We start from the raw sequence: 24,158 nt of genomic DNA on the forward strand, positions 1-24,158 counted from the left end.
TTGCCCCGACATCTTTGATCTGCCCTGCAAATAAGGAACAGACATGGAAGATACACCATCCATTTTTCCAACCGTGGAGGTCACGCGCCGTACGGTCATCGAGACCGGCACCACCGCGCTCGTGTTGAGTAGCCTTCCACGTGGCGCGCTTGCCGCCGGGACCGATGAGGTTGCCCTCCTTCCCACGTCGGTCGCACTTCGGGTCAACGGCCGCCTGCACAATCTTACGCTCGACCCCCGTACAACCTTGCTGGACGCCTTGCGCGAGCCTCTGGCGCTCACCGGCTCGAAGAAAGGATGCGATCACGGCCAGTGCGGCGCCTGCACCGTTCTGATCGAGGGACGCCGCATCAATTCATGCCTTACGCTGGCGGTCATGCACGATGGTCAATCGATAACCACCGTTGAAGGACTTGCTTTCGGCGAAGATCTGCATCCCATGCAGGCCGCGTTCGTCGAGCATGACGGGTTTCAGTGCGGCTACTGCACTTCGGGCCAGATCTGCTCAGCAGTGGGCATGCTGGCCGAAAGCCGCAAGGGTGTGCCGAGCTATGTGACCGCGGATCTGACCCAGCCGACAGCAGAGCTGAGCGACGATGAAATTCGTGAGCGGATGAGCGGCAATATCTGCCGCTGCGCGGCCTACCCGAACATTGTCGCGGCAATCAAGCAGGCAATGGGAGAACAGACATGAGAGCCTTCTCCTATGGGCGTGTGCAATCGGTCACGGATGCAGCTATCGCGGTGAGCAAGCCCGGCGTCAAGATCATTGCCGGCGGCACCAACCTGCTCGATCTCATGAAGTTGCAGGTGGAGACGCCATCGACCCTGGTCGACATCAACCGGCTGCCGCTCGATAAGATCGAAGAGACTTCGGAAGGCGGCTTGCGCATCGGCGCATTGGTCCGCAACAGCGATCTCGCGGCAGATGTGCGGGTGCGGCAGCACTACGGCGTGCTAAGCCGTGCCCTGCTCGCCGGCGCGAGCGCTCAATTGCGCAACAAGGCGACGACGGCCGGCAATCTGCTGCAGCGGACGCGCTGCTACTACTTCTATGACGTCACAAAGCCATGCAACAAGCGTGTACCCGGCTCGGGCTGTTCGGCGCTCGCCGGATTCAACCGCATCCATGCGATCCTGGGCGGTAGCGAGGCGTGCATCGCGACCCATCCATCGGATATGGCCGTTGCCATGCGCGCACTCGATGCAAAGGTCGAGACAATTGACCATGAAGACAGAACCCGCACGATCCCGATCGCCGACTTCCACCGGCTCCCGGGCCGCACGCCACAAATCGAGTCGGCTCTAGGGTCGGGCGAGATCGTCACGGCTGTGACGCTGCCTCCGCCGCCTCCGGGCGCCCAGGTCTACCGAAAGGTGCGCGACCGCGCGTCCTACGCTTTTGCGCTGGTTTCGGTGGCCGCCATCGTTGACAGCGTGCGCGGTCGAATCCGCTCGTCGCGGCTCGCCTTCGGCGGTCTCGCCGCCAAGCCATGGCGCGTCGCCGCTGCCGAGCAAAGTCTCACGAATGCAGTTGCCGGCGCCAATTCGTTCGATGCAGCCGCGGACGCGGTTCTCGAGGGCGCGCATGGAGCCGGCTCCAATGATTTCAAGATTCCGCTGACCCGCCGCACTTTGCACGCCGTGCTCGGCGAGATCACCCGTATCTGAGGGAACATCGAAATGGACATGGATGCACCGGTCGGGGCGAATGCGCTGGATGCCGAGAAGATTGTCGGCAAACCACTCGATCGTGTCGACGGACGACTGAAGGTCACCGGCGGCGCACGCTACGCCTACGAGATGCGACAGGACGCACTCTACGGATTTGTCATTGAAGCTTCGATCGCAAAAGGGGAGATCACCTCGATCGAAACGCTCGCGGCCGAGCGGGCGCCGGGCGTCAAACTTGTCCTCACCCATCGTAACGCTCCCAAGCAGGGCACCGGCAATCATCGTGAGGCGCATCCTGTGCTCACGGGCCAGGTCGTGTCCCGCTACGGCGAACCGGTCGCATTCGTCGTCGCCGAAACATTCGAGCAGGCCAGGGCCGCCGCCTTTCTGGTCAACGTGAAGTATGATCGGGACAAGGGACACTACGCTCTGCCCCAACATCTCGACATGGCCCGCGTCCCGCACCAAACGGACGGTGCGCCGGCCGACAGCGAAGTCGGAAACTTCTCGGACGCGTATGCGAGCGCGCCCGTGCAGATCGATGTGTCCTACAGCACCCCGCTGCAAAGCCACGCGATGATGGAGCCGCATGCGACGCTCGCGATGTGGGACGACGACAAGTTGATCCTGCATACGGCGAACCAGATGCTGAATCAGGGCCAGCGGGTCATCGCCCGGACCTTGAATATCCCCCTCGCAAACGTGCGCCTGGTCAGCCCCTTCATCGGCGGCGGCTTCGGCGGCAAGCTATGGGTGAACGCCGATGCCATTCTTGCCGCAATCGCAGCACGATACCTCAAGCGATCCGTCAAGGTCGCGCTCACCAGGCAGCAGATCTTCCATGTGACGACGCATCGCTCGGACACCATCCAGCGCGTCCGCCTGGGTACCGACCGCGACGGTCGGATTCTCGCGATCGGCCACGACGTCTTCTCCGGCAACTTGCCGTCCGAACAGGTCTACGAGGCTGCCGCGCTTCAGACCCGTTCGCTCTACGCCGGTCCCAATCGGCTGACGCGGCATCGCCTGGTGCCGCTCGACATTCCCGTTGCATCGTCCATGCGCGCCCCCGGTGAGGCGGTCGGCCTGCTCGCGCTGGAGTGCGCCATGGACGAGCTTGCCGAAAAGCTGAAGCTCGATCCTATCGAGCTGCGAATTCGGAATGAGCCTGCCGAGGATCCTGAAAAACACACCCCCTACTCCAGTCGCAATCTGGTCGCCTGCATGCAGGAGGGCGCACGTCGGTTCGGCTGGGACAAACGCAATTCGATCCCGAGTCAGGTTAGGGACCGACACTGGTTGGTCGGAATCGGCATGTCTGCCGGAACTCGAGGCAATCCCCTCCGGTTCTCAAGAGCCAATGTGCGGCTGGGTCCCGACGGCGTGGCCACCGTGAAAATGGCAATGACCGATATCGGCACGGGGACCTACACGATCCTGGCACAGATCGCCGCCGAGATGCTGGGATTGCCGATTGAAGGAGTGCGGGTCGATCTGGGCGATACCATCTTTCCGGAAGCGGCCGGCTCAGGCGGCTCGTTCGGCGCGGCGAGCTCCGGATCGGCACTGTTCGAGGCGTGTCAGGCCTTGCGCGAGAAACTGGCAGTACGTGCCGGCATGGATTCCAATACAGCGCGTTTTGGCGACGGCCACATTGCAACGGCAGAGCGCTCTGTCAGCCTCACAGATCTTGTCGACTCCGGAATTGAAGCCGAGGGCGAGATCAGCCCTGGTCGCAACAATCAGAACTTCTCTCAGCAATCCTATGGCGCCCATTTTGCCGAGGTCGGCGTCGACCGGGATACCGGAGAAGTACGCCTGCGGCGCATGCTCGGCGTGTTCGCGGCCGGACGGGTCCTGAACGCAAAGACGGCACGGTCGCAAGCCATTGGCGGAATGGTGTTCGGCGTCGGCGCAGCCCTGCACGAGGATCTCGTACTCGATCCGCGCTTTGGCTATTTCGTCAACCACGACCTGGCTGAGTATCACGTGCCGGTACACGCAGATATTCCTGCCAGCTTGGAGGCGGTGTTCCTTCCCGAGCTGGACGAGCGATCCAATCCGTTGAAGAGCAAGGGAATCGGTGAGCTCGGAATCTGCGGCGCCGGAGCTGCGATCGCCAACGCAGTCTATAACGCGTGCGGCGCTCGGATCAGGAACTATCCGATCACGCTCGACAAGGTGCTCGCTAGTTTGCGTGATCAAGCATAGACGCGTACCGGCACTTTCAACTCTTCGGGAAACGCTTGTCCTGTCTTGCCGCGCAGCCCACTTATCTGTCAGGGCTCACAGCAGGAGATACACTATGAAAAAGCTCTCGACCATGATCGCATCCATCACGATGCTCGTTGCATTCGCTCTGCCGGCTGTTGCGGGTATCTCAACATATCCGCCGCGCGTATCTGAGACGGCCATCGCCCGCGCCGACAACGCCTACGGTGCATTTGACCGGCAGTCGCCGACATCTGTAACGGAACTCAATGAGCATGTTTATCACGGCGGCCCGAAGGTCAACGATTGACATCGCCAAGCCATTGGCACGCCGCCCAGCAGCAATGCCCTAGGCGTGCCATTCCGACATGCAGACAGACCCGCTTCGGCGGGTCTTCTTTTGCCGTTTCGATGCGTACCCGAGCATGATCGGCAAGCGGTTCAGCTCACCATTTTCGTGCGAAACCGTAAAGGCACGCACGGGCGCATAGATACTTCTTACCTGAGCCCAATTGGTTCGAATGGAGGATGCACGTGAGGTGTTGGTTGATCGCCCTCGGTTTTGCGCTGTTCGCGAGTGGCGGAGCGTTCGCACAGGTGACAGGGATGGCCCTCCCAACTCCGACGATGGGAGCGACCTCCCCGCTCGGTAGCACCGCAGGGGCACCGATTTCGCCGGCGGGTATTGGTCTTGGCGCGACTGAACTTCCTTCACCAGGTATCAGCCCGGCCCCTCTCGTCACCGGGAGCATCGCCACACCGTCCACCGGCACCGCATGCTCTACCCTTGGCCTCTCGCCAAGCGGAATGTACGGCTCAACTTCGACCTATGACGGCGGCGGAATGGCAATGGCGGGTTCGGCACCGGCTACTGGCGCGGCTGGCAACACAGCGGCATCGATAGATACGTCGTCGGGGATAGCGGCGACCTCATCCATGTCGATGATGTCGGGAACGACGCAAAGCGCTACCACGGGCACGCTAGATACCGCCGGCATGTCGGGCATGTGCGGCTCGGGCTCGAGCAGCATTGCCGCATCCTCGAGCCCGGCATCGACGGCGCCGACAACGCTCGGCGGCAGCCCCAGGACTGGCATCCCATTCGACTCAACGGAGATCGGCAATCTGGGTATCAGCTCTGCGACGCTGATTCCCACGCCGACCGTCCCGCTCGTGGCAGGCAGCGTCCTGACCGTACCGACGATGCCGACTGTAACCGCTCAGCCTGCAGCGTCCGGCTCGATCGCCACACCTGGCTGCTCATCCTTTGGCACATCTACATCCACGGGCCTGCCAGGCGGCTGCTGAGCTTTTGCCTGTTTCGGAGCAACGTCCATGAAAACGAAGATCGTCATCTCCGCCGTCGTATTGGTAGCGGTCGCCGCGAGTGCAGGCCTGCTGCACTTTACCCATCTTTTTCCCATGCAGAAGGCAGCCGCTGCACCGGCTCCGGCGCCGCCCGTTCCGATCGTTGCCGGGACTGTCGCCCAGCATGACGTTCCGATCTATCTGACCGGCGTGGGTACGGTGATTGCCTACAACACGGATATTGTACGGGCACAGATCCAAGGGCAGATCACCAGCATCAACTTTACCGAGGGTCAGCAGGTCCATGCCGGCGATCTGCTCGCACAAATCGATCCGCGACCCTACCAGGCCCTGATCGATCAATACGTCGCCAATCTCGAGCGCGATCAGGCGCAGCTCGTAAATGCGCGGACCAATCAGGCCCGCTACAACCAGCTCGGCGACAAAGGCTGGGCTACGCCTCAATTAATTGAAACGCAGAATGCGCAGGTCAGCCAGCTACAGGCGGCGATCAAGGCGGACCAGGCCCTGATCGATGCAGCAAAGGTGCAGCTCAGCTTTACGCGGCTTACATCCCCGATAAACGGCGTGGTGGGCATTCGCCAGATCGACGTTGGCAACATCATCAGCCCGTCAAATACGAACGGCCTTTGTGTCGTGACGCAGCTGGACCCGATCTCGCTGATCTTTACCCTGCCCGAGACCGTTCTTCCGCAGATCCAGCAACAGCAGCGGAAGACGAAGGCCCCCCTTTCGGTTCTGGCCTACAACCAGGACAATACGATTCGACTTGGCGAGGGAAAGCTCGGGCTGGTCAATAACGAGATCCTGCAGACCACCGGCTCGATCCAGCTCAAGGCGAACTTCGCCAACACGCAGAACAGCCTCTGGCCCGGCGAACTCGTCAATGCGCGATTGCTGCTCAACACGCGGCACAACGGCCTGACCGTTCCCGCCTCTGTCGTCCAGCAAGGACCGAACGGACCATATGCCTACGTCGTCAATTCGGACGACACGGTCTCTCTCCGCCGGATCAAGGTTGCCGAGGTCAGCGACGGTCAGGCGCTGATTGATTCCGGTCTGAAGGCCGACGAGCAGGTCGTGGTCGACGGACAATACAAGCTGCGGCCGGGAACGCTCGTCGTCCCATTGCACGGCAAGGCCGCCGAGGAAGCCGCCGCTCAAGACGCATTACAGGCACCGATCCCATGAATATCTCCGCGCCCTTCATTCGGCGACCGATCGCGACCGCGCTGCTGATGATCGGATTGTTGGCTGCCGGCCTTGTCGCGTATCCGCTGCTGCCGGTGGCCGCCCTGCCGAACGTCAACTATCCGACACTGACGGTCACCGCCCAGATGCCCGGCGCGGACCCGCAGACGATGGCCTCATCGGTCGCCTCCCCGCTCGAGCTCCAGTTCGGGGAGATACCCGGTCTCACGCAAATGACGTCGGCAAGCGCGCTCGGCTACACCCAGATCACGCTGCAATTCGACTTGAACCGCCAGATTGACGGCGCCGTCAGCGATACGCTTTCGGCCATCAACGCGGCAAGCCCGTATCTGCCTACTGGCATGCCCTATCCGCCGACGATCCGGAAAGTCAACCCGGCCGACACGCCGATCCTCGTGCTTGGCCTCACCTCGGGCAGCCTGCCGCTCACCACAGTCGACGCGTATGCCGAGAACATCCTGCTGCAGAAGATCTCGCAGATTCAAGGCGTGGGTCTCGTCGGAATCGGCGGCCAACAGAAGGCCTCGGTTCGTGTACAGGTCGATCCACAGGCGCTGGCCGCGCGCGGAATCAATCTGGAGGATGTACGAACCGTCCTTGGCCAGGCGAATGTGGATCTGGCCAAAGGAACCCTGAACAGCCCGCGTCAGACCTATACTCTCAATACCAATGACCAGCTGTTTCACCCTGAGCAATATGCGGATCTGGTGATCGCCTACCGCAACGGATCGCCGGTCCGCGTTCGCGACATCGGCCGCGCGGTCAGCGCGGGCGAAAACGATCTGATCGCGGGCTGGTACAACAACAACCGTGCCATCATTCTTGCCGTGCAGCGTCAGCCCGGGGCCAACGTCATCGAAACGGTGCAGCGCATCAAGGCGATGATGCCGACGCTCCAGGCGTCGATCCCTGCCGACATCAAGATCAACGTAATTTCGGACCGCACCCAAACGATCCGGGCTTCGGTTGCGGACGTGCAGTTCACGTTGCTCCTGACCATTGCCCTCGTCGTGATGGTGATCTTCATCTTTCTTCGCAGCTTCTGGGCAACCATCATTCCAGCCGTCACCGTGCCGCTCTCGCTGATCGGCACTTTCGCGGTCCTCTATGAAATGGGATATAGCCTCGACAATCTGTCGCTGATGGCGCTTTCAATCGCGGTCGGATTCGTGGTCGACGATGCCGTCGTCGAGATCGAGAACATCACGCGGCACATCGAGGAAGGCTTGTCCCCGTACGACGCCGCGATGAAGGGATCCGGCGAGATCGGCTTCACCGTCATGGCGATCACGTTCTCGCTGATCGCCGTCTTCATTCCGCTCTTCCTGATGAGCGGCTATGTCGGACTGCTGTTCCGCGAGTTTGCAGTCACGGTGAGTGTCGCACTGGTCCTTTCCCTCGTGATCTCCCGCACCCTGACGCCGATGATGTGCGCCTACCTGCTCAAACCCGAGAGCCAGGAGCACGGCCGCCTCTATCGCTGGTCCGAGCGCGGCTTCGACCTGCTGCTCAATGCCTACGAAGCGGGCCTGAAGATTGTGCTGCGGCATCGCTTCGTCACCTTGATGGTGATGATCGGCACGATCGTGGTCACCGGATATCTCTACGTCATCATTCCCAAGGGATTCTTCCCTCAGCAGGACACCGGCCTGATCCTGGGTCAATCGGAAGCCGCCCAGGACATCTCGTTTCAGGCGATGGCCGAGCGCCAGCAAGCCATGCTCGATGCGGTCGTGCGAGATCCCGCTGTGGCATCGGTAGGCTCGGCAGTCGGCGCCGGCGGCGGCACCTATACGGTCAACGATGGCCGCGTGTTCATCCAGCTCAAGCCGGCGGACCAGCGCGATCCGATCGACAGGGTGATCGCACGACTTCGTACCAATCTTTCGAAGATCCAGGGCATCACCCTCTACATGCAGCCCGCACAGGACATCACCGTCGGCGCGCGGCTGAACAAGACCCAGTTCCAATACACCATGAACGACGCCGATCCGGGCGAACTGAGCCATTGGGCCGGTCTGTTTCTCGACAAGATCAAGACGCTGCCCACGGTCGCTGACGTGACCACCGACCAGCTCAATGCCGGGCCGCTGCTCGACATCACGATCAAGCGCGAGGTCGCCTCGTCCTATGGCATCCTGCCGTACACGATCGACAACACGCTCGACGACGCATTCGGACAGCGGATCGTCTCGACGATGTACACCCCCCTGCAACAGTATCACGTGATCATGGAGGTCAACCCGAAATACCAGTATGGGCCCGAGGCGCTCAACAACATCTACGTCAAATCATCCAGCGGCCAGCAGGTGCCGCTATCGACGCTGGTCGATTCGGTGGTGAAGGTCTCGCCGCTCGTCGTGAACCACCAGGGGCAATTCCCCTCCGTGACGATCTCGTTCAACTTGGCACCCGGTGCAGCAATCGGCGATGCGGTGAACGGCATACAATCCATTGAAAAGGAGCTGCATCCGCCGCTGTCGCTGCAGACCAGTTTCCAAGGCAATGCCCAGGCTTTCGGTGCCTCGCTGAAGAGCACCCCGATCCTGATCGCAGCGTCGCTGTTCGTGATCTATCTCATCCTTGGCGTGCTCTATGAAAGCACCATCCATCCCATCACGATCATCTCGACACTGCCCTCGGCGGGTGTCGGTGCACTGCTGCTTCTGATGGCTGCTCATTACGACCTGAGCGTGATCGCGGTGGTTGGGATCATTCTGCTCATCGGTATCGTCAAGAAGAATGGCATCATGCTCGTCGACTTCGCCATTCAGGCCGAACAGACCGACGGTCTTACACCAGAGCAATCGATCTACCAGGCCTGCATCAAGCGCTTTCGTCCCATCCTCATGACGACGATGGCAGCGCTGCTTGGCGCCGTGCCGATGATGGTCGGCACCGGTGTCGGATCGGAGATCCGTCAGCCATTGGGCTACGCGATCGTCGGTGGCCTCGCATTGTCGCAGGTGCTCACGCTCTACACCACGCCAGTCGTCTACCTCTACCTCGATCGGTTACAGAATTGGCTGTTCGGTGCCCGACGGCATCAAACGGCGTCACGCGACGTCCATCCGGCGCCTGCCGAATGAGCGAGGGCAGCGTTGACGTTCGACATTTGAAGCCGGTGAAGCGGTCCGCTTCATCGCATCCGCGACCGCGCCGCTATCACTTCCCAGGATTTATTGGCTGACGGTGGTTCTCGTCAGCGTCGTCGGTACGCAGATCACCACGCCCGTGTTAATCCTCATAGATACCGCACCCTGGGATACCGTCCTTCCCGTCGCGCATGGCTAGAGCCGCGAGGGGGGCATCCAGCAAGTCTACCTCCAAGCACCGGTGATATTGCTACTGTCGCGAAGACTAGCGCGTTTAGATAGTCCCGACGTTCTCGGGACGACCGGCGGGCTACCCGCAACAGGTCCCGAAGAATCTTGCTCCCACGCACGTGGCACTCACGAGTGTGGAACTTCGTGTGACCACAAATACATGTGACAACAAAGATGTTGGCATCCCGCAAAAATTGACCTTCGCGCGAGCGAAAGCTCGTAGTTCGCGCCAAGCTCTTCGAGCAGCGTGTGATGCGCTGCGTTGGCATTCGCCGGGAAATAATGAAGCTGATACATCGAAGCTTCCTGGTCGTGTCGTACCGAAGCCGCGCACCGAATTTCGCGTGGTGGGCCGTGGATGTGTGGCGAGTTTGCGCTCCATCCCTGGGCAGCGTCAGCTGAATAACTTCAGCTTCCGGAGATTGGCGCAAAACCGCAGCAATTTCAGCAAGCGAACCAAAGTTATTGCAAAGCGGATGCATACATTTCAATTCACGCCCGGTTGTTGCAACCGCAATCCTGTGAGACGACGCTGCGAAAGCATGAGCAGCGCTGCCGCGGAGCGGTCGCGCTGCCGGGATGTTAATGTCTCGCAACACAGGAGCAATCCGTGGCCAAACGCCCTACACTCACCACCGACAGCGGCATGCCAGTTTCCGACAACCAGAACAGCATCACGGCGGGGCCACGCGGCCCGGTGCTGATGCAGGACTTCGTTCTATTCGAGAAGCTTGCCCACCAGAACCGTGAGCGCATTCCCGAACGCGGCCAGCACGCCAAGGGCTCGGGTGCCTATGGCACGCTGACCATCAATCACGACATCTCGAAATACACCAAGGCCAAGGTGTTGCAGAAGGGCGCAAAAACCGAAGCTTTCCAGCGCTTCTCGACGGTGGCGGGCGAGCGTGGTGCCGCGGACGCAGAGCGTGACGTGCGCGGCTTCGCACTGCGCTTCTATACCGAGGAAGGCAATTGGGACATGGTCGGCAACAATACGCCAATATTCTTCGTGCGCGACGCGCTGAAGTTCCCAGACTTCATCCACACGCAGAAGCGGCACCCGAGGACCAACATGCGCTCGCCGACCGCGATGTGGGATTTCTGGTCGCTGTCGCCGGAGAGCCTGCACCAAGTGACCATCCTCATGTCGGATCGCGGCCTGCCGCAGAGTTATCGCAATATCGACGGCTTCGGCTCGCATACCTACTCGTTCATCAATGCCAAGAACGAACGCCACTGGGTCAAATTCCACTTCAAGACCATGCAGGGCATCAAGAACTGGACGAACGCCGAAGCCGCCGAGAAGGTCGCTTATGATCGCGAGACCCATCAGCGTGACCTGTTCGAATCGATCGAAAGGGGCGATTTCCCGAAGTGGAAGTTCTCCATCCAGATCATGCCGGAGAGCGATGTCGACAAGCACTGGTACAACCCGTTCGACCTTACCAAAGTCTGGCCGCACAAGGATTACCCGCTGATCGAAGTCGGCATCCTCGAGCTGAACCGCAATCCGCAGAATTATTTCGCAGAAGTCGAACAGGCCGCGCTTTCGCCCGCCAATATCGTTCCCGGCATCGGCCACTCGCCGGACAAGATGCTGCAGGCGCGCATTTTCTCCTATGCCGACGCGCACCGCTATCGCGTCGGCGTCAATGCGGATCAGCTTCCCGTCAACAGGCCGCGCTGCCCCGTCCACACCTACAACGTCGATGGCGCCATGCGGCTCGCAGGCAATCCGAATCCTGATGCCTATTACGAGCCAAACTCGTTCAGCGGCCCGGTGCAGGACGAGCGCTTCCGCGAGCCGCCGCTGAAAATTTCCGGCGATGCCGACCGCTACAATCACCGCGACGGCAACGACGACTATCGTCAGCCCGGCGACCTGTTCCGGCTCATGACGGCCGCCCAGAAGGAGCAACTCTTCCAAAATTACAAGGCGGCGATGCAAGGCGTTCCGGTCGAGATCGTCAAGCGGCAGATCGCCCACTGCTACGGGGCCGATCCCGAATACGGCGCCGGCGTCGCGAAGGCGATGGGCATCGATTTCAAATCGCAGACGATCGCAGCGGAGTAGGTCGCTTGCTTCGCCTGCCGGCGGCGCTCCCCGTGCCGTCGGCCATCCCCAAAGCCAACGGATCGTTCCCGGCGCAAACCTGATCGCGCCGGGCGGTCAACCTCACTCTGGAGTCAACAATGTCCAACCGGATTGCACCAAAACTCCTGGCGGAGTTCATCGGTACCTTCGCGCTAATATTCATCGGCGCCGGCGCCGGGGCTGTGGTCGGCGATGGTGTCGGCCTGCCCGGTCTCGCCGCGATTGCCTCCGCTCACGGTTTAACCGTCATGGTCTTCGCCTTCGCCTACGGCTCCGTGTCGGGCGGCCATTTTAACCCCTCCGTCACTGTGGGTGTGCTCGCCGCCGGCGCCATGCGTGTCGGCGAGGCGGCTGGTTATATCGTCAGTCAGCTCGTTGGCGGTATCGTCGGCGCGCTCTTGTTGCGGACCGTCTTGGGCGGTGCGGAGACCGGCCTTGGTACGCCCGCGCTCGCGCACAACGTCGCTTTGGGTGCCACGACCCTCACGGTCACCGCCTGGGCCGGCTTCGTGATCGAGGCCGTCCTCGCCTTTTTCCTGGTCACTGTCGTGCTCAGCACCGCGGTGGCGGGCCGCGCCGGCATCCTCGCGCCGCTGGCGATCGGTATGACCCTGACCCTCAACATCATCATGGGTGGGGCGCTCACGGGCGCCGCCTTCAACCCGGCGCGGGCGCTTGGCCCGATGGTCGCGACCGGCAATTTCAACGATGCCTGGCTGTACCTGACAGCCCCGATCGTCGGCGCCATCGTCGCTGCTATTCTGCACACGGGCCTCGCCCGGCTCGTCCAGGAACGGATGCCGTCGGCCAGCGCCGCCCGGACGCCCGCCGAATGAGTCTCGTTTCGAGACGCGTGTTTCGAAGATCAGAGGAAATCGCGCCTGCTGCCGATCGGCAGCAGGCAGATCGCTACGTCCTTCGACGATGTCGTTCGCGAGCCGCGTCGCGCGCCACAAAGGGCGGCCCAGTCGGTGTGCCCTATCGCGCGGCGTCCGCAACCCCGACCGCTTTAATCGAGACGGCGACGGTAATAGCTCGGAGTTTCGCCGGTCAGCCTATGAAATGCGCTGGTGAATGTGCTGGTATCGCTGAAGCCGACCTCAAGTGCAATCGCCGTGACCGACCGTTCGCGATTCGCCAATAGCTGCTTGGCCCGTTCGATTCGGCGGGTCGCGTGATATCGGTGCGGCGGCAGGCCGAAAGAACGTTTGAACGAGCGGGAGAAATGATATGGACTGAGTCGCGCCAGCTCGGCCAGCGTCACGAGCGGAATATCGTCGGCGACATGCTCCTCGACATAGGCGGCCACCCGCTTCTGTTGCCAGGAAGCAAGGCCGCCACGACTGACCGGCTCGTGGAGTTCCGTGTCACCGTTGATGCGAACCAGCTCATGCGTCAGCACAATGCCGAGCGCTTCGGTGTATTGCCGATGCACCGTGTCCGCGTTCTCGATCACCGACTTGAGCTTGAGAGCGGTTTGCCAAAGATCGCGATCGTAAAAGAACAGGCGCGGCTTGAATTCGATCTCCTCAAACCGCAGCGCGGGATCGGCGAGAGGCCCGCGCGGATCGATATAGAAGTAGGTCGTGTGCGCCAATGCGCGCGGTCTCTGCCATCCGCGGAAGTCGTGCCCGGCGGGAACGAAAGTCAGCTTGTGCGTGAAATCGCGCAAGGTCGACCGCGGCAGGCCTTCAACAAAGGACTCCCCATCGTAGCGCTCGGCGACCTCTGCCGCAATGAGCAGGTGCCACGGAGCCCGGAATCCATACTCAAACGGCGTGTGCCGCATGATCTCGACCGTCTCCCCGCGAAAGCCCGACCAGGTCGTGGAATGGCGCTTGGCGATCTCAGGCGGGGAGATATTGACGAGCGAACGAGATTCCAAATTCGGTTGCGGCCATCCCAGCGGGTGCTCGGCGATCGGACGTCGGAGAGGTGGAGGGGCAGCGGGTTGATTCAAGGTCGATTCGGTGGAGCTGGCCATTATTCGATCTCACTCGCTTTGGTACCCGTCCAACCCCAGACGTTATTAGTAGGGATTAGTAGTCCGGTCGCGACGATGAACAAGATGTGGAGTCGGCCCCGCTCACGCCGAGTTGAGGCTCGACCGTCACGATCGATTGAGTTTCGCGTGTTTCGCCCGCAATTTTCGGAGGAAGCCGCGGAAATGTCGCCGCGCGCGAATTGCCACAAGACAAGGCTCGAGACCTTGGCGTGATGCGATGGAGAATTAACGCAAGACCGAAGCGCGATGCCGCACAGAATTAGCGCAAGATTGGGGCAATCGCAGCAAGACGGCCAAAGTCGTCTTCAAGATCGTCCATACTTCCAGAGCGATTGGGACTATCTGCGCGTTCCGATAGCGCCTGCTCCCAGCAAAGAGACCGATCGCGTCGACATGACGCGCAGCGTGAGACCAAAGGAGATTGCAGATGCCTTCCAACTCCAATCGCGGCGTGGTTTACCTCAAGCCCGGCCGCGTCGAAGTCCAGAACATCGACTTTCCGACCTTCCGCAATCCAGCAGGAAAGACGATCGATCACGGCGTCATTCTCAAGGTCGTAACGACGAATATCTGCGGCTCCGATCAGCATATGGTCCGCGGCCGCACGACAGCGCAGGCCGGCATGGTGCTCGGACACGAGATTACCGGCGAGGTGATCGAGAAAGGCCGTGACGTCGAATATCTCGAGATCGGCGACCTGGTATCGGTTCCTTTCAACGTTGCATGCGGCCGGTGCCGGACCTGCCGAGAGGGTGACACCGGTGTCTGCCTTCACGTCAACTCCGACCGTGCCGGAGGCGCCTACGGATATGTCGATATGGGCGGATGGATCGGCGGGCAGGCCGACTACGTCATGGTGCCCTATGCCGACTTCAATCTGCTGAAGTTTCCGGACAAGGCTCAGGCGATGGACAAGATCTGTGATCTGACCTGCCTCTCCGATATTCTGCCCACGGGATTCCATGGCGCCGTCACCGCCAAGGTCGGTGTCGGATCGACGGTCTATGTCGCCGGGGCAGGCCCGGTTGGGCTTGCAGCGGCCGCGTCCGCGCGCATCCTTGGCGCGGCAGCGGTGCTGATCGGCGACATGAATAAGGAGCGGCTCGCTCACGCCAAGAAGGTCGGCTTCGAGCCCATCGACCTCACCAGGCACGATCGCCTCGGCGAACTCGTTGCTGACGTCCTCGGCGTTCCAGAAGTCGATTCCGCGATCGACTGCGTCGGCTTTGAAGCGAAGGCGCAAGGAACAGACGGCAAAGTCGTCGAAGCGCCTGCCGTTGTGCTCAACAGTCTGATGGAAATCACCCGGGCAGCCGGCGCGATCGGCATTCCCGGCCTGTATGTGACCGACGATCCTGGCGCGAAGGAGCAGGCAGCCAAACATGGCAACCTCGGCCTTCGCCTCGGTCTCGGCTGGGCAAAGTCGCACGCGCTCCATACCGGCCAGACGCCGGTGCTGAAATACAACCGACAACTCATGCAAGCAATACTCTGGGACAGACTGCCCATCGCCAAAATCGTCAATGTCAAGGTGATCGGTCTTGAGCAGGCCCCGGACGGCTACAAAAATTTCGACGCCGGCGTCGCGAACAAGTTCGTCATCGATCCGCACGGGCAACTTCCTAAGGCCGCCTAAGATCGGAAGCCCAAGAACGATGCAGGCAGCAACCTGGATGAGCCAATGTTCCGGTGAACAGCGCCGCCACGGCGTCGCCGAATGAGCCAACTCGGACTTCGACAGAGTGTGAACAAGCAGCCAAGATTGACCCCCTCGCCGCCCAATAGATCAATACCTAAGCTCGCCGATCGACGTCGGGACCCCATGCCGATTTACATAGATCGCCTCGATGTTCGGTTACGCTCGAGGCGCCGCACAGCGCGATCGCTAAAAGCGTCCGGCGCCTTAACATGAAGGTCATCAACAGCCAGGGCGAAATCGCCATGCCGATGATCTCGGCCGACACATATAGGCTTTCGAGCCAGGTTCCAGCATCGTGGCTGATCCCGAGTGCACCCCGGACGTCGCTCAGCGCGACCGATGTAACTTGGCAACTCGGACGTCATCGCAGCGATGAGAACGCCGCAAGGCCAAACAACGGCTTGATATCCATGGGCTGCGGCAACTCTTTTCCAATCAGTCGTGATTGGAAGCATCTTGCGGTGCCGGCCCATCGAAGTCGTGATCAGCAGCGCGACAGCGACGGCCGCATTTCAATGGGGGCGTTCGACGCGATAAGATAGTTAAGTCCATATCCGAACTGCACACCTTGTTGGCTTTCGCCGTCCATGCCGACGATGGATCGGAAGGCGAGATCACTTTCGGCTGTTTGCGATCGGGCTTTGCGGTCGGCTTCCCGTCAGAACCGCTATCGCGGCTGGAGAAAGTGTCTGACCGCAAATTCAGCGCGCTTTTCCGCGGGAAACCAACCTGAGCTCATGCCTCGCTGCGCGAGTTCGAGGATTTTCGTCGCACCGCAAACATGCCCCAGTGCGAAGAGCTGATCCATTCACCTTGATCGACCGCGAACGCAGAGCGTGATGGGTTCACGGTCGCCTCCGTTGTTATGCTAACATTTCTCAGATAAGAGACGACCAAACCGCCACTATTATAACTTTGTTTAGCGAGGGGGGGAAAGTGCAAGCTCGTTCAGCAACTGCGTCGCATGAAAAGGGCCAATGTCCCTGTTGGAGCCAAAAGCCGCTGTCAGCCGAGGAATAACGTTTAGCGTAGAATAGGAAGCATTCGACGCAGCGTATTATCTCGAAGAACCCAATGATGCAGAATCGCAGCGGCCGCATGCAGTGCTGCCAAAATCAGAACGCCGTCTGCGAGCCATCCATGGACGTCCTTCAGGGATCGGGCAAGGCTTCGATCGGCCGATAAAGGGGAAGCAATTTCGAACAGGCCAAAGATCGGCAGTGGGTGCCCGCGCATAAATTGCGTCAGAATTCCGAGAATGGGCACCGCTAAAAGCAAGGCATAGAGCGCGTAATGCACGATTGTCGATGCCCGCTCACCCCATACCCCGAGATCCGTCCGCTCAGGAATAGGTTGTTGGTCGATTAGCCGCCACGCCAGACGCGGAAACAAAATCATGAGAACGGTCAGACCCATGCACATGTGAACTATGAGGCCAACTTCACTAGGCGTACCTCGCGGCAACAAATCGCCGTAGGTTCCCAGAAGCCACGAGGCAAGCACGAGCAAGGCCGTCATCCAATGTGCCGCAAGGGCCAATGCCCCATACCGGCTGCTGTTATTGCGCAATTGCATTTCAATCTAATCCGACTGCACCCGCCCCTTGGAAGCTATTTGGCACTTTCGAAACCTCAAGAGCTGAGCGCCACAAAGTCCGTTAAGATTGTGCAATCGTAAATTGGGCAAATCGTCGATTTCGCGCGACGACAACTGAGAGCCCATAAGTCGAATATTAAACTCGAATTTACTTGAGCTGACTGAGATTGGGTGATGTTCGTCGTGGCGCGAAATCCAAGCCATCTGGAACTGCGCCCGATGACCCAACTCCGCCTTCTCGGCCTCTCCGGCAGCTTGCGCCGGGCTTCCAATAGCACCGCGGTGCTTCGCAGTCTCCAGGACGCGCTTGCGCCCAAGGCTCGGCTCGACATTTTCTCCTTGCACGGGCTCCCGCTCTACAACGAGGATGAAGATGACGAGCACGCGCCGGGATCGGTGCACGCCCTGCGTTCGGCCATCGAGACAACGGATGGCGTGATCATGGTCTCGCCCGAGTATAATCACGGCATGTCCGGCGTCCTGAAGAACGGACTCGACTGGGCCTCACGGCCTTATGGTCGTTCGGTGCTGAGGGGCAAGCCGGTACTGACGATGACGGCCTCGCCCGCCTTCACTGGTGGCGTGCGTGCGCAGCAGCAAATGAACGAAACGCTCGCATCGATCCCGGCGCGTCCTGTGCTTCGGCCCCAGATCGTGATCGGAGGCGTGCATGAGAAGGTCAGCGACGGGCGCCTCGTCGACGAAGCCACGTTGCGCTTTGCGCTGGCAGGTGTCGACGACCTCCTCGAGGAGATCAGGGCAGCGCGCTTTGTTGGAGCGGCGGCATGAATTGACGGCCGGTATGCTGATGCCCCGTGGCGATATGCGTGTCATTGGCACGTAGTGTTGCAAACTCCTAAAATGTCGGCGCACAGGCTATTCGGCGCGGGCTTGAGGAAGATCCGAGATGGAGATACAGCGCACGATTTTGTCGATTGCGGCGGCGGCACTCGCAATCACTATGGGCGTTGACGCGCAGGGCGAGGAGGAGAGAAGCTCAAATCTCTCGCCTCAGGTGCTGCAGGAAATTGCGAAGGTCGAGGCCGAGATTGACCTTACCGAGGCGCAAACGATCGAACGGCTTGCGGCGCCGCCGGACAATCAGATCCAGCAGATCGAGTTGCTCGGCAAGCTGATGCTGTATGACAAGGAGTTGTCGGTAAACCGCAACGAGGCTTGCGCCTTTTGCCACATGCCCGAGACCGGCTTTACGGGTCCGGTGTCAGAGTTGAACCGAACCACGGGCGCTTACCCGGGTTCGGTGCGCACGCGTTTCAGCGACCGCAAGCCACAATCACACGCCTACGCGCCGCTGTCGCCCGTGCTGCATTACAATCCCGGGCGGGGCGACCTCGTCGGCGGCAATTTCTGGGATATGCGCGCGACGGGACGCCGACTCGGCAATCCGGCGGCCGAACAGGCACAAGGGCCGCCTACCAATCCCGTGGAGATGGGGCTGCCCGACATCGCCTGCGCGGTCTATCGCGTCTCGCAGCGGCCCTATCGCGCCCTGTTTGAGGGCGTATGGGGGCCGCAGAGTTTTGCGATTACATGGCCGGGTGACATCGAGCAGGTCTGCAATAGGCCTGGGCCGGCGGCCGCGGCCGATCCGTTGCCGGTCCATCTGAGCCCGATCGATCGCGGCCGCGTCGGTGCGACCTTCGATCAGATGGCGCAGTCGATAGCCGGCTATGAAGCCTCGGCCGAGGTAACGTCGTTCACTTCGAAGTTCGACGCGGTGCTCGCCAACAAGGCGCAGTTTACGCCGCAGGAGCAGCAGGGCTATGATCTGTTCCGCGGCAAGGCGCGATGCAATGAATGTCACCGCGACGGCGGGCCCGGAGAGGATCCGCTATTCACAGATTTCACCGCCAGCAATATCGGCACTCCCGCCAACCCGAGGCTTCCCTACTATGGCGAGGATCGGCCCGACCCGTTGGGCTATGTCGCCAATCCGTTGGGATCGTCCTTCGTCGATGGTGGTGTCGGTACTTTTCTCAGCAACGGACATCTGCTCAGCCAGCCCTCGGCGGTCGACGCGCGATGGCTCACGCTGGCGCCGGACAACCGGGCGCGAATACAGGTGCCGACGCTGCGCAACGTGGACAAGCGGCCTGATCCGGCCTTCGTGAAGGCCTACGGGCATAATGGATATTTTACCAGCCTGAAGCAGATCGTGCATTTCTACAACACGCGCGATGTGTTGCCACGCTGCCAGCCCCATGATCCGGGCGAAGGTACGACCTGCTGGCCAGCGCCGGAGTCGACCGCCAATATGAACACAAGCAAAGTTGGTCGTTTGGGTCTGTCGGATGCAGAAGAGCATGCGCTCGTTCTCTTCATGCAGACGCTGACGGATGGGTTTATGCACTAATCGCGTCTTTATGGGCCATCCGTGGCTCATCACAGTGATTTTGACTCTTTGGCGGTGGCTGGATAGGCGCGGCCGAGTTTGGCGCGGGCCTTGTCGGTTGTGAACATCCATTTGATGCGGGCTCGGGTTTTATTCCGCCGCTTTTGCCATGCTGCGATCTCGTTTCGGAGCCTTTTGGGGTCGTCGATGCGGCGGCCGAGGCACTGGCGCTGGAGCACGCTGATCTCGCACTCGACCATATTGAGCCAACTGGCGTGTTTCGGGGTGAAGTGGAATTCGAGGCGGCGCAGGATGCGACGGGCCTCGGCAGGCGCAAATGCTTGATACAACGCGCCGGCGGTATGGATCGACAGATTGTCCTGCACGAGGCGGATGCAGTCGGCGTCGGGATAATGGACGTCGACGAGTTCGCGCATGCAGTAGGCGTAGTCCACGGCGGCGCGGTGCTCGGTGACCTTGACGTTGCGCCAGCCACGATGCGGGTCGAAGGTAACGAAGAGATTGACGGTGCCGTTGCGGCGGTACTCGTAATCGTAACGCTCGCGCTGTCCCGGCTCGGCTGGAATCGGCTGACGGACCTCGCCGATGAGCTGGACGGGGGTCTCGTCGAAGCAGACCAGCGGCCGGACGGGATCCGGCGCCTCGGCGTAGAGGTCGAGCACGTCCTCCATGCGGGCGACGTATTCGCCGTCGACATAGGGGATGCACCACATGTCCCTGCGCCATGGCTTGAGGTCGTTCTCGGCCAGCCGGCGACGCACGGTCTCGCCCGACAGGCTGTCATGATCGGTGAGCTTGACCATCGTGTCCGCCAGCAGCGTCAGCGTCCAACGTTTGCGGCCGGCGGGCGGCTTGGCGCACGCCGTCGCCACCAGCAGGGCCTCCTCCTTGCCGGTCAATTTGCGCTCTGCGCCCGGACGCGGTTCCTCGCTCAAGGCCCGCTCCAGATTGCCTTCCACGAAGCGGCGCTTGGTCCGGCCGATGCTGGACAGGCTGACCCGGACAGACCGGGCAATCTCCGCGTCGCAACTGCCGGCATCGGCCGCCAGCAAAATCTGCGCCCGCTTGAGCTTGCGGGCAGCATGCTTCCCGCCGCCCAGCATCGCCGTCAGTTCGTCCCGCTCGATTTGGCTCAATTCGACCCGATAACGTACATTCATGCTTCGCCTCCTTGTCGGAGGCCGGGACGAATCCAGCGATGAGTCAAAAATCAGGCACGCACTTCACGGAGAAGCAGGGACACTACCTGGCCTTTATCTACACCTACGCGCACATGTTCGGACGCCCACCCGCCGAAACCGACATGCAGCGCCATTTCCGCGTCAGCCCGCCTTCGGTCCACCAGATGATCGTCACCCTCGAACGAAACGGTTTCATTCGCCGTCAACCTGGCGTCCCCAGAAGCATCGAAATCCTCGTGCCGCCGGAAAGCTTGCCGATCCTCGAATGGCTCGGTATCAAAACGTCAAAATCACTGTGATGAACCACTAGTTTATCTCCGCGAAGGGACACATAAGCTCGCTGCTGCTAATCGGCGTGGGTTGCGACGCCGATCGGCACGCCGGAGACTCCGGCATCACGGTGTTATCGATCAGATGCTCTATCGCGGTGTTTGTCCGCGGTGGCGGCCCTCGAAGTCCGATGCTATAAAAATTAATTTAATTGAGACTACAAGACCAATCCTTATCTATCGCCTGCCATCTCGGCGCCGCCGTCCGATATGTCCGGCAATAGCACGCAAAACGTAGCACCCCGGACAAGCACCAACTTGAATTGGTGGCTAGTATCCTCGAAATGGGCAAGCTGCAATGAGAGAGAATCAGAGGCCCACGCTCCTAACCCGCCGGCAGATCATCCTTGCGTCCGGCATTGCGATGGCCGGCACGATCCCCTTGCTGCCGACAACGCGGGCTGCTGCCGCGCCCGAAACCCGCACCGCCAAGCTTCGCCTGACTGCCGGCACCAGAACCCTCGCCGTCAACGGAAAGCCGGCCCGAGTATTCGGCCTTATCGGGCCGAACGGAAAACCTGGCATCACGCTCTCGCCCGGCGAGCGCTTTGACGTCGATCTTGTGAATCAGGCGGATACACCCACCATCATTCACTGGCACGGCCAGTTGCCGCCCTGGAGGGAGGACGGCTTTCCCTGGCCGCAAACGCCCCCGATCCCGGCGGGTAACACCCGCTCCTATGACTATGCGCCGATCGCTGGCACGTACTGGATGCACTCCCATCAGGGCATGCAGGAACAGAGCCTGATGACCGCGCCGCTGATCGTGCGCAGCGCAGAGGATATGCACGTCGACCGGCAGGAGGTAGTTCTCATGCTGCATGATTTCAGCTTCCGCACGCCCGACGAGTTGCTCGCCGGACTCACCAAATCCAACGGCAGTCAGAGCGCGATGCCGAAGAGCGGCATGGACAACAGCATGAACATGGACTCGGGCAGCATGGGCGCCATGTACTCGGGGACTATGGGCGCCATGAACATGGAGCCCGGCATGGCGATGGACCTGAACGACATCGACTATGACGCATTCCTCGCCAACGATCGCACGCTCGCTGATCCGGAGGTTATCCGCACCGAACCGGGCGGGCGGGTCCGGCTGCGGTTGATCAACGGCGCGTCCTCGACCCAGTTCTGGATCGATCTCGGTACGCTCACCGGCACCGTCGTTGCCGTCGACGGTCATCCCGTTCGACCGGTGCGCGGAAACCTTCTGCCGCTTGCCATAGCGCAGCGCCTGGACGTGCTGATCGATATTCCGGAGAACGGAAGCTATCCGATTGTTGCCCAGGTCGAAGGCAAGCGGGCGTGCACTGGAATTGTCCTCGCCGCGCCCGGGGCGCCTGTGTCACGCCTCTCCCCGGAGGCCGGAGAAAATGCGCCGCCGGTCGATCTCTCGCTTGAACGTCGCCTTGAAGCGGCCACCCCGCTGACGCCGCGCCCGCCCGACTTAACGCACCGCGTGATGCTCGCCGGCGCCATGGCGCCGTATGCCTGGTCGCTGAATGGCGAATACTGGCCCAACCCCAACATAACCCCGCTGATGATCGCCCACGGTCAGCGCGTGGCGATCGAGATCGTGAACCACTCGATGATGGCGCATCCGATGCACCTTCATGGGCATGCTTTCCAGGTGGTCGCGATAGACGGTGCCCCTCTAGCAGGTGCCGTGCGAGATACTGTTCTGGTGCCACCGATGGGCAGCGTCACCATCGCCTTCGACGCCGACAATCCTGGGCGTTGGGCGCTTCATTGCCACAACCTGTACCACATGATGACAGGCATGCTGACCGAGGTTCGCTACCCCGCGATCATCTGATCACACTATCCTTCCCGGGGCCCGGTGAGGTATGCGTTGTCCGCCAAGACGGTTGAACGGACTCGACGCGGCCACCGCTTCTGCTGATTTCGTGCCCGAACGAGTTCGCTCTGATTAAACCTTCGAATTCCTCGGCTGAGTCTCAGTGACGCGGCCTTTCAGGCTGGGCGCCGAGTCCTAATCGCGTCAATCTACCCGATTGTTTTGCATCGTCGACCGACCGAAGAGCATCCCGCTTAGAATGCCTCGCGCAGGATGGTGGCGTGCATCAGCGAGATTTCTTGGCAACCCAACTCCATCAGGCGCGCTGCGACATCAGCGATACGATCGGGTGCGATCCGACCTTCAAAAGGGCATTCGACCACACACGACACATAGTCGCGCACCTTGACGTCGTGCTGTTTGGCCGACTCCAGAACCGGCAAAAAGCCAGCGATCGACTCCGCGATCACACTGTTGATGTTCTTTTTCGAGAATGTTTCCGACGCAGCAGCGAAAACAGCCACATTCGTGGCGCCGGCTTTGATCGCGGCGGTCAACCCCTGCAGGTTCGGCGTCAGCACGGGGTACGTCACCCCGAGCCTGCGTTTCAAGCTTCGCAACACCTCGGCGCTGTCCGCGCCATCTGCGGAACCCATTTCGGGGATACGAATGCGGTCGCCTCGATATCGTGCAATCCGGCATCAGCAAGCCGCTCGATCAACTCCAGTTTGACTGCGGTCGAGACGGCCTGTTTCTCGTTCTGCAAGCCGTCGCGCGGCCCGACTTCCATGATACGAACGACGTTTGTCATTGTGCCGCGTCCATCTGCAGTTCGACCAGATCAACGCCCTCCGACACCAGATCGCCCGGTGCGCAATGGAACGAGACGACCACGCCCGCCTCCGGTGCGGCAATCGTGTGCTCCATCTTCACGGCTTCCATCACCAGCAATGGCGCGCCTTTCATGACGCTCGCACCGACCTCGACGAGCAGCGCAATCACTTTGCCGGGCATCGGCGATCTCAACCCGTCCTGCACGTCCCCATCAACCGCGCCCGGATGCAGCGTATTGACCTTCGAGAGCACATAGGCGTGCCCTTCAAAGAACACATGCCGTCGCTCGGCTATGAAGACCACCGCGGCGTGAATCCGCCGTTCGCCGAGTTGTGCACTCAACTCTCAGTTGCATCACAACACCCCGCTCGCGGGAGTCGCCGACCGCCGAGATCGAGTTCGTGTCCACCGTGCGTCGTCGCCGATATCCCGACAAACTGTTCCACTTCGCCGTGACGCAGCGTCAGCGCGCGCCATCCACGGCCATTGGAGCGC

21 protein-coding genes are annotated in these 24,158 nt (G+C 61.0%); 14 read left to right on the top strand and 7 right to left on the bottom strand.

What is annotated here, in order from left to right:
• Nucleotides 1-43 precede the first annotated feature (43 nt).
• The 4 genes from IVB18_RS31780 to IVB18_RS31795 all read left to right on the top strand — a co-directional run bounded on the left by IVB18_RS31780 (nt 44) and on the right by IVB18_RS31795 (nt 4,195).
• Nucleotides 44-694 carry a 2Fe-2S iron-sulfur cluster-binding protein gene (locus IVB18_RS31780; protein ID WP_247984289.1) on the top strand — a complete coding sequence of 217 codons (651 nt, stop codon included), beginning with the start codon at nt 44-46 and terminating at the stop codon, nt 692-694.
• Nucleotides 691-1,671, top strand: a complete 981-nt coding sequence (locus IVB18_RS31785; protein ID WP_247984290.1) for a xanthine dehydrogenase family protein subunit M — start codon at nt 691-693, stop codon at nt 1,669-1,671. Before IVB18_RS31780 ends, IVB18_RS31785 begins: the two co-directional genes overlap by 4 nt.
• A gap of 12 nt (nt 1,672-1,683) precedes the next feature.
• The gene (locus IVB18_RS31790) at nt 1,684-3,885 is read left to right on the top strand and encodes a xanthine dehydrogenase family protein molybdopterin-binding subunit (protein ID WP_247984291.1); all 2,202 of its coding nucleotides are present in this window, start codon (nt 1,684-1,686) and stop codon (nt 3,883-3,885) included.
• Between the two features lie 94 nt (nt 3,886-3,979).
• Complete coding sequence (locus tag IVB18_RS31795) at nt 3,980-4,195, top strand: hypothetical protein (RefSeq protein ID WP_247984292.1); 216 nt, start codon at nt 3,980-3,982, stop codon at nt 4,193-4,195.
• Nucleotides 4,196-4,712: 517 nt separating this feature from the next.
• Here the strand turns inward: IVB18_RS31795 and IVB18_RS31800 are convergent.
• The gene (locus tag IVB18_RS31800) at nt 4,713-4,982 is read right to left on the bottom strand and encodes a hypothetical protein (RefSeq protein WP_247984293.1); all 270 of its coding nucleotides are present in this window, start codon (nt 4,980-4,982) and stop codon (nt 4,713-4,715) included.
• A gap of 238 nt (nt 4,983-5,220) precedes the next feature.
• Here IVB18_RS31800 and IVB18_RS31805 point away from each other — a divergent pair, with 238 nt between their 5' ends.
• From IVB18_RS31805 to IVB18_RS31820, 4 genes are all read left to right on the top strand, one after another.
• Entirely contained in the window at nt 5,221-6,405 is a 1,185-nt protein-coding gene (locus IVB18_RS31805) for an efflux RND transporter periplasmic adaptor subunit (RefSeq protein ID WP_247984294.1), read from the top strand.
• On the top strand, nt 6,402-9,515 hold the full coding sequence (locus tag IVB18_RS31810; protein WP_247984295.1) for an efflux RND transporter permease subunit: 3,114 nt from the start codon (nt 6,402-6,404) through the stop codon (nt 9,513-9,515). Before IVB18_RS31805 ends, IVB18_RS31810 begins: the two co-directional genes overlap by 4 nt.
• Before the next feature lie 847 nt (nt 9,516-10,362).
• Entirely contained in the window at nt 10,363-11,826 is a 1,464-nt protein-coding gene (locus IVB18_RS31815; RefSeq protein ID WP_247984296.1) for a catalase, read from the top strand.
• Nucleotides 11,827-11,945: 119 nt separating this feature from the next.
• Complete coding sequence (locus IVB18_RS31820) at nt 11,946-12,683, top strand: aquaporin (RefSeq protein WP_247984297.1); 738 nt, start codon at nt 11,946-11,948, stop codon at nt 12,681-12,683.
• A 173-nt stretch (nt 12,684-12,856) separates the two neighbouring features.
• Here the strand turns inward: IVB18_RS31820 and IVB18_RS31825 are convergent, their stop codons facing one another.
• Complete coding sequence (locus IVB18_RS31825) at nt 12,857-13,831, bottom strand: AraC family transcriptional regulator (RefSeq protein WP_247984298.1); 975 nt, start codon at nt 13,829-13,831, stop codon at nt 12,857-12,859.
• Between the two features lie 448 nt (nt 13,832-14,279).
• Here IVB18_RS31825 and fdhA point away from each other — a divergent pair, with 448 nt between their 5' ends.
• On the top strand, nt 14,280-15,488 hold the full coding sequence (gene fdhA, locus IVB18_RS31830; protein WP_247984299.1) for a formaldehyde dehydrogenase, glutathione-independent: 1,209 nt from the start codon (nt 14,280-14,282) through the stop codon (nt 15,486-15,488).
• A 272-nt stretch (nt 15,489-15,760) separates the two neighbouring features.
• Entirely contained in the window at nt 15,761-16,093 is a 333-nt protein-coding gene (locus tag IVB18_RS31835) for a hypothetical protein (protein ID WP_247984300.1), read from the top strand.
• Nucleotides 16,094-16,574: 481 nt separating this feature from the next.
• Here IVB18_RS31835 and IVB18_RS31840 read toward each other — a convergent pair whose 3' ends face one another.
• Nucleotides 16,575-17,126: a cytochrome b gene (locus tag IVB18_RS31840; RefSeq protein WP_247984301.1), complete on the bottom strand. Its 552-nt coding sequence runs from the start codon at nt 17,124-17,126 to the stop codon at nt 16,575-16,577.
• A 240-nt stretch (nt 17,127-17,366) separates the two neighbouring features.
• On the opposite strand from IVB18_RS31840, the gene IVB18_RS31845 reads away from it, so the two are divergent.
• A complete protein-coding gene (locus tag IVB18_RS31845; protein WP_247984302.1) occupies nt 17,367-17,936 on the top strand; it encodes an NAD(P)H-dependent oxidoreductase in 570 nt (189 codons plus the stop codon).
• 118 nt (nt 17,937-18,054) lie between these two features.
• A complete protein-coding gene (locus tag IVB18_RS31850) occupies nt 18,055-19,521 on the top strand; it encodes a cytochrome c peroxidase (protein ID WP_247984303.1) in 1,467 nt (488 codons plus the stop codon).
• 29 nt (nt 19,522-19,550) lie between these two features.
• Here the strand turns inward: IVB18_RS31850 and IVB18_RS31855 are convergent, their stop codons facing one another.
• Nucleotides 19,551-20,681, bottom strand: coding sequence for an IS630 family transposase (locus IVB18_RS31855; RefSeq protein ID WP_247984173.1), 1,131 nt, complete (start codon nt 20,679-20,681; stop codon nt 19,551-19,553).
• A 38-nt stretch (nt 20,682-20,719) separates the two neighbouring features.
• Between IVB18_RS31855 and IVB18_RS31860 the strand changes: the two genes are divergently transcribed.
• Together IVB18_RS31860 and IVB18_RS31865 are read left to right on the top strand one after the other, a co-directional pair.
• Nucleotides 20,720-21,001: a helix-turn-helix domain-containing protein gene (locus tag IVB18_RS31860; protein WP_247983521.1), complete on the top strand. Its 282-nt coding sequence runs from the start codon at nt 20,720-20,722 to the stop codon at nt 20,999-21,001.
• A 394-nt stretch (nt 21,002-21,395) separates the two neighbouring features.
• The gene (locus IVB18_RS31865) at nt 21,396-22,847 is read left to right on the top strand and encodes a multicopper oxidase family protein (RefSeq protein WP_247984304.1); all 1,452 of its coding nucleotides are present in this window, start codon (nt 21,396-21,398) and stop codon (nt 22,845-22,847) included.
• 236 nt (nt 22,848-23,083) lie between these two features.
• On the opposite strand, the gene IVB18_RS31870 is transcribed toward IVB18_RS31865, so the two are convergent.
• From IVB18_RS31870 to IVB18_RS31880, 3 genes are read right to left on the bottom strand one after another with little or no spacing between them, the layout of a single operon-like run.
• Complete coding sequence (locus IVB18_RS31870) at nt 23,084-23,485, bottom strand: hypothetical protein (RefSeq protein WP_247984305.1); 402 nt, start codon at nt 23,483-23,485, stop codon at nt 23,084-23,086.
• On the bottom strand, nt 23,437-23,640 hold the full coding sequence (locus IVB18_RS31875) for a hypothetical protein (protein WP_247984306.1): 204 nt from the start codon (nt 23,638-23,640) through the stop codon (nt 23,437-23,439). The genes IVB18_RS31870 and IVB18_RS31875 overlap by 49 nt, the downstream gene beginning before the upstream one ends.
• The gene (locus tag IVB18_RS31880) at nt 23,637-23,966 is read right to left on the bottom strand and encodes a biotin/lipoyl-containing protein (protein ID WP_247984307.1); all 330 of its coding nucleotides are present in this window, start codon (nt 23,964-23,966) and stop codon (nt 23,637-23,639) included. The genes IVB18_RS31875 and IVB18_RS31880 overlap by 4 nt, the downstream gene beginning before the upstream one ends.
• Nucleotides 23,967-24,158: the final 192 nt, after the last annotated feature.

It is taken from the genome of Bradyrhizobium sp. 186 (genome assembly GCF_023101685.1).
Lineage (GTDB): Bacteria > Pseudomonadota > Alphaproteobacteria > Rhizobiales > Xanthobacteraceae > Bradyrhizobium.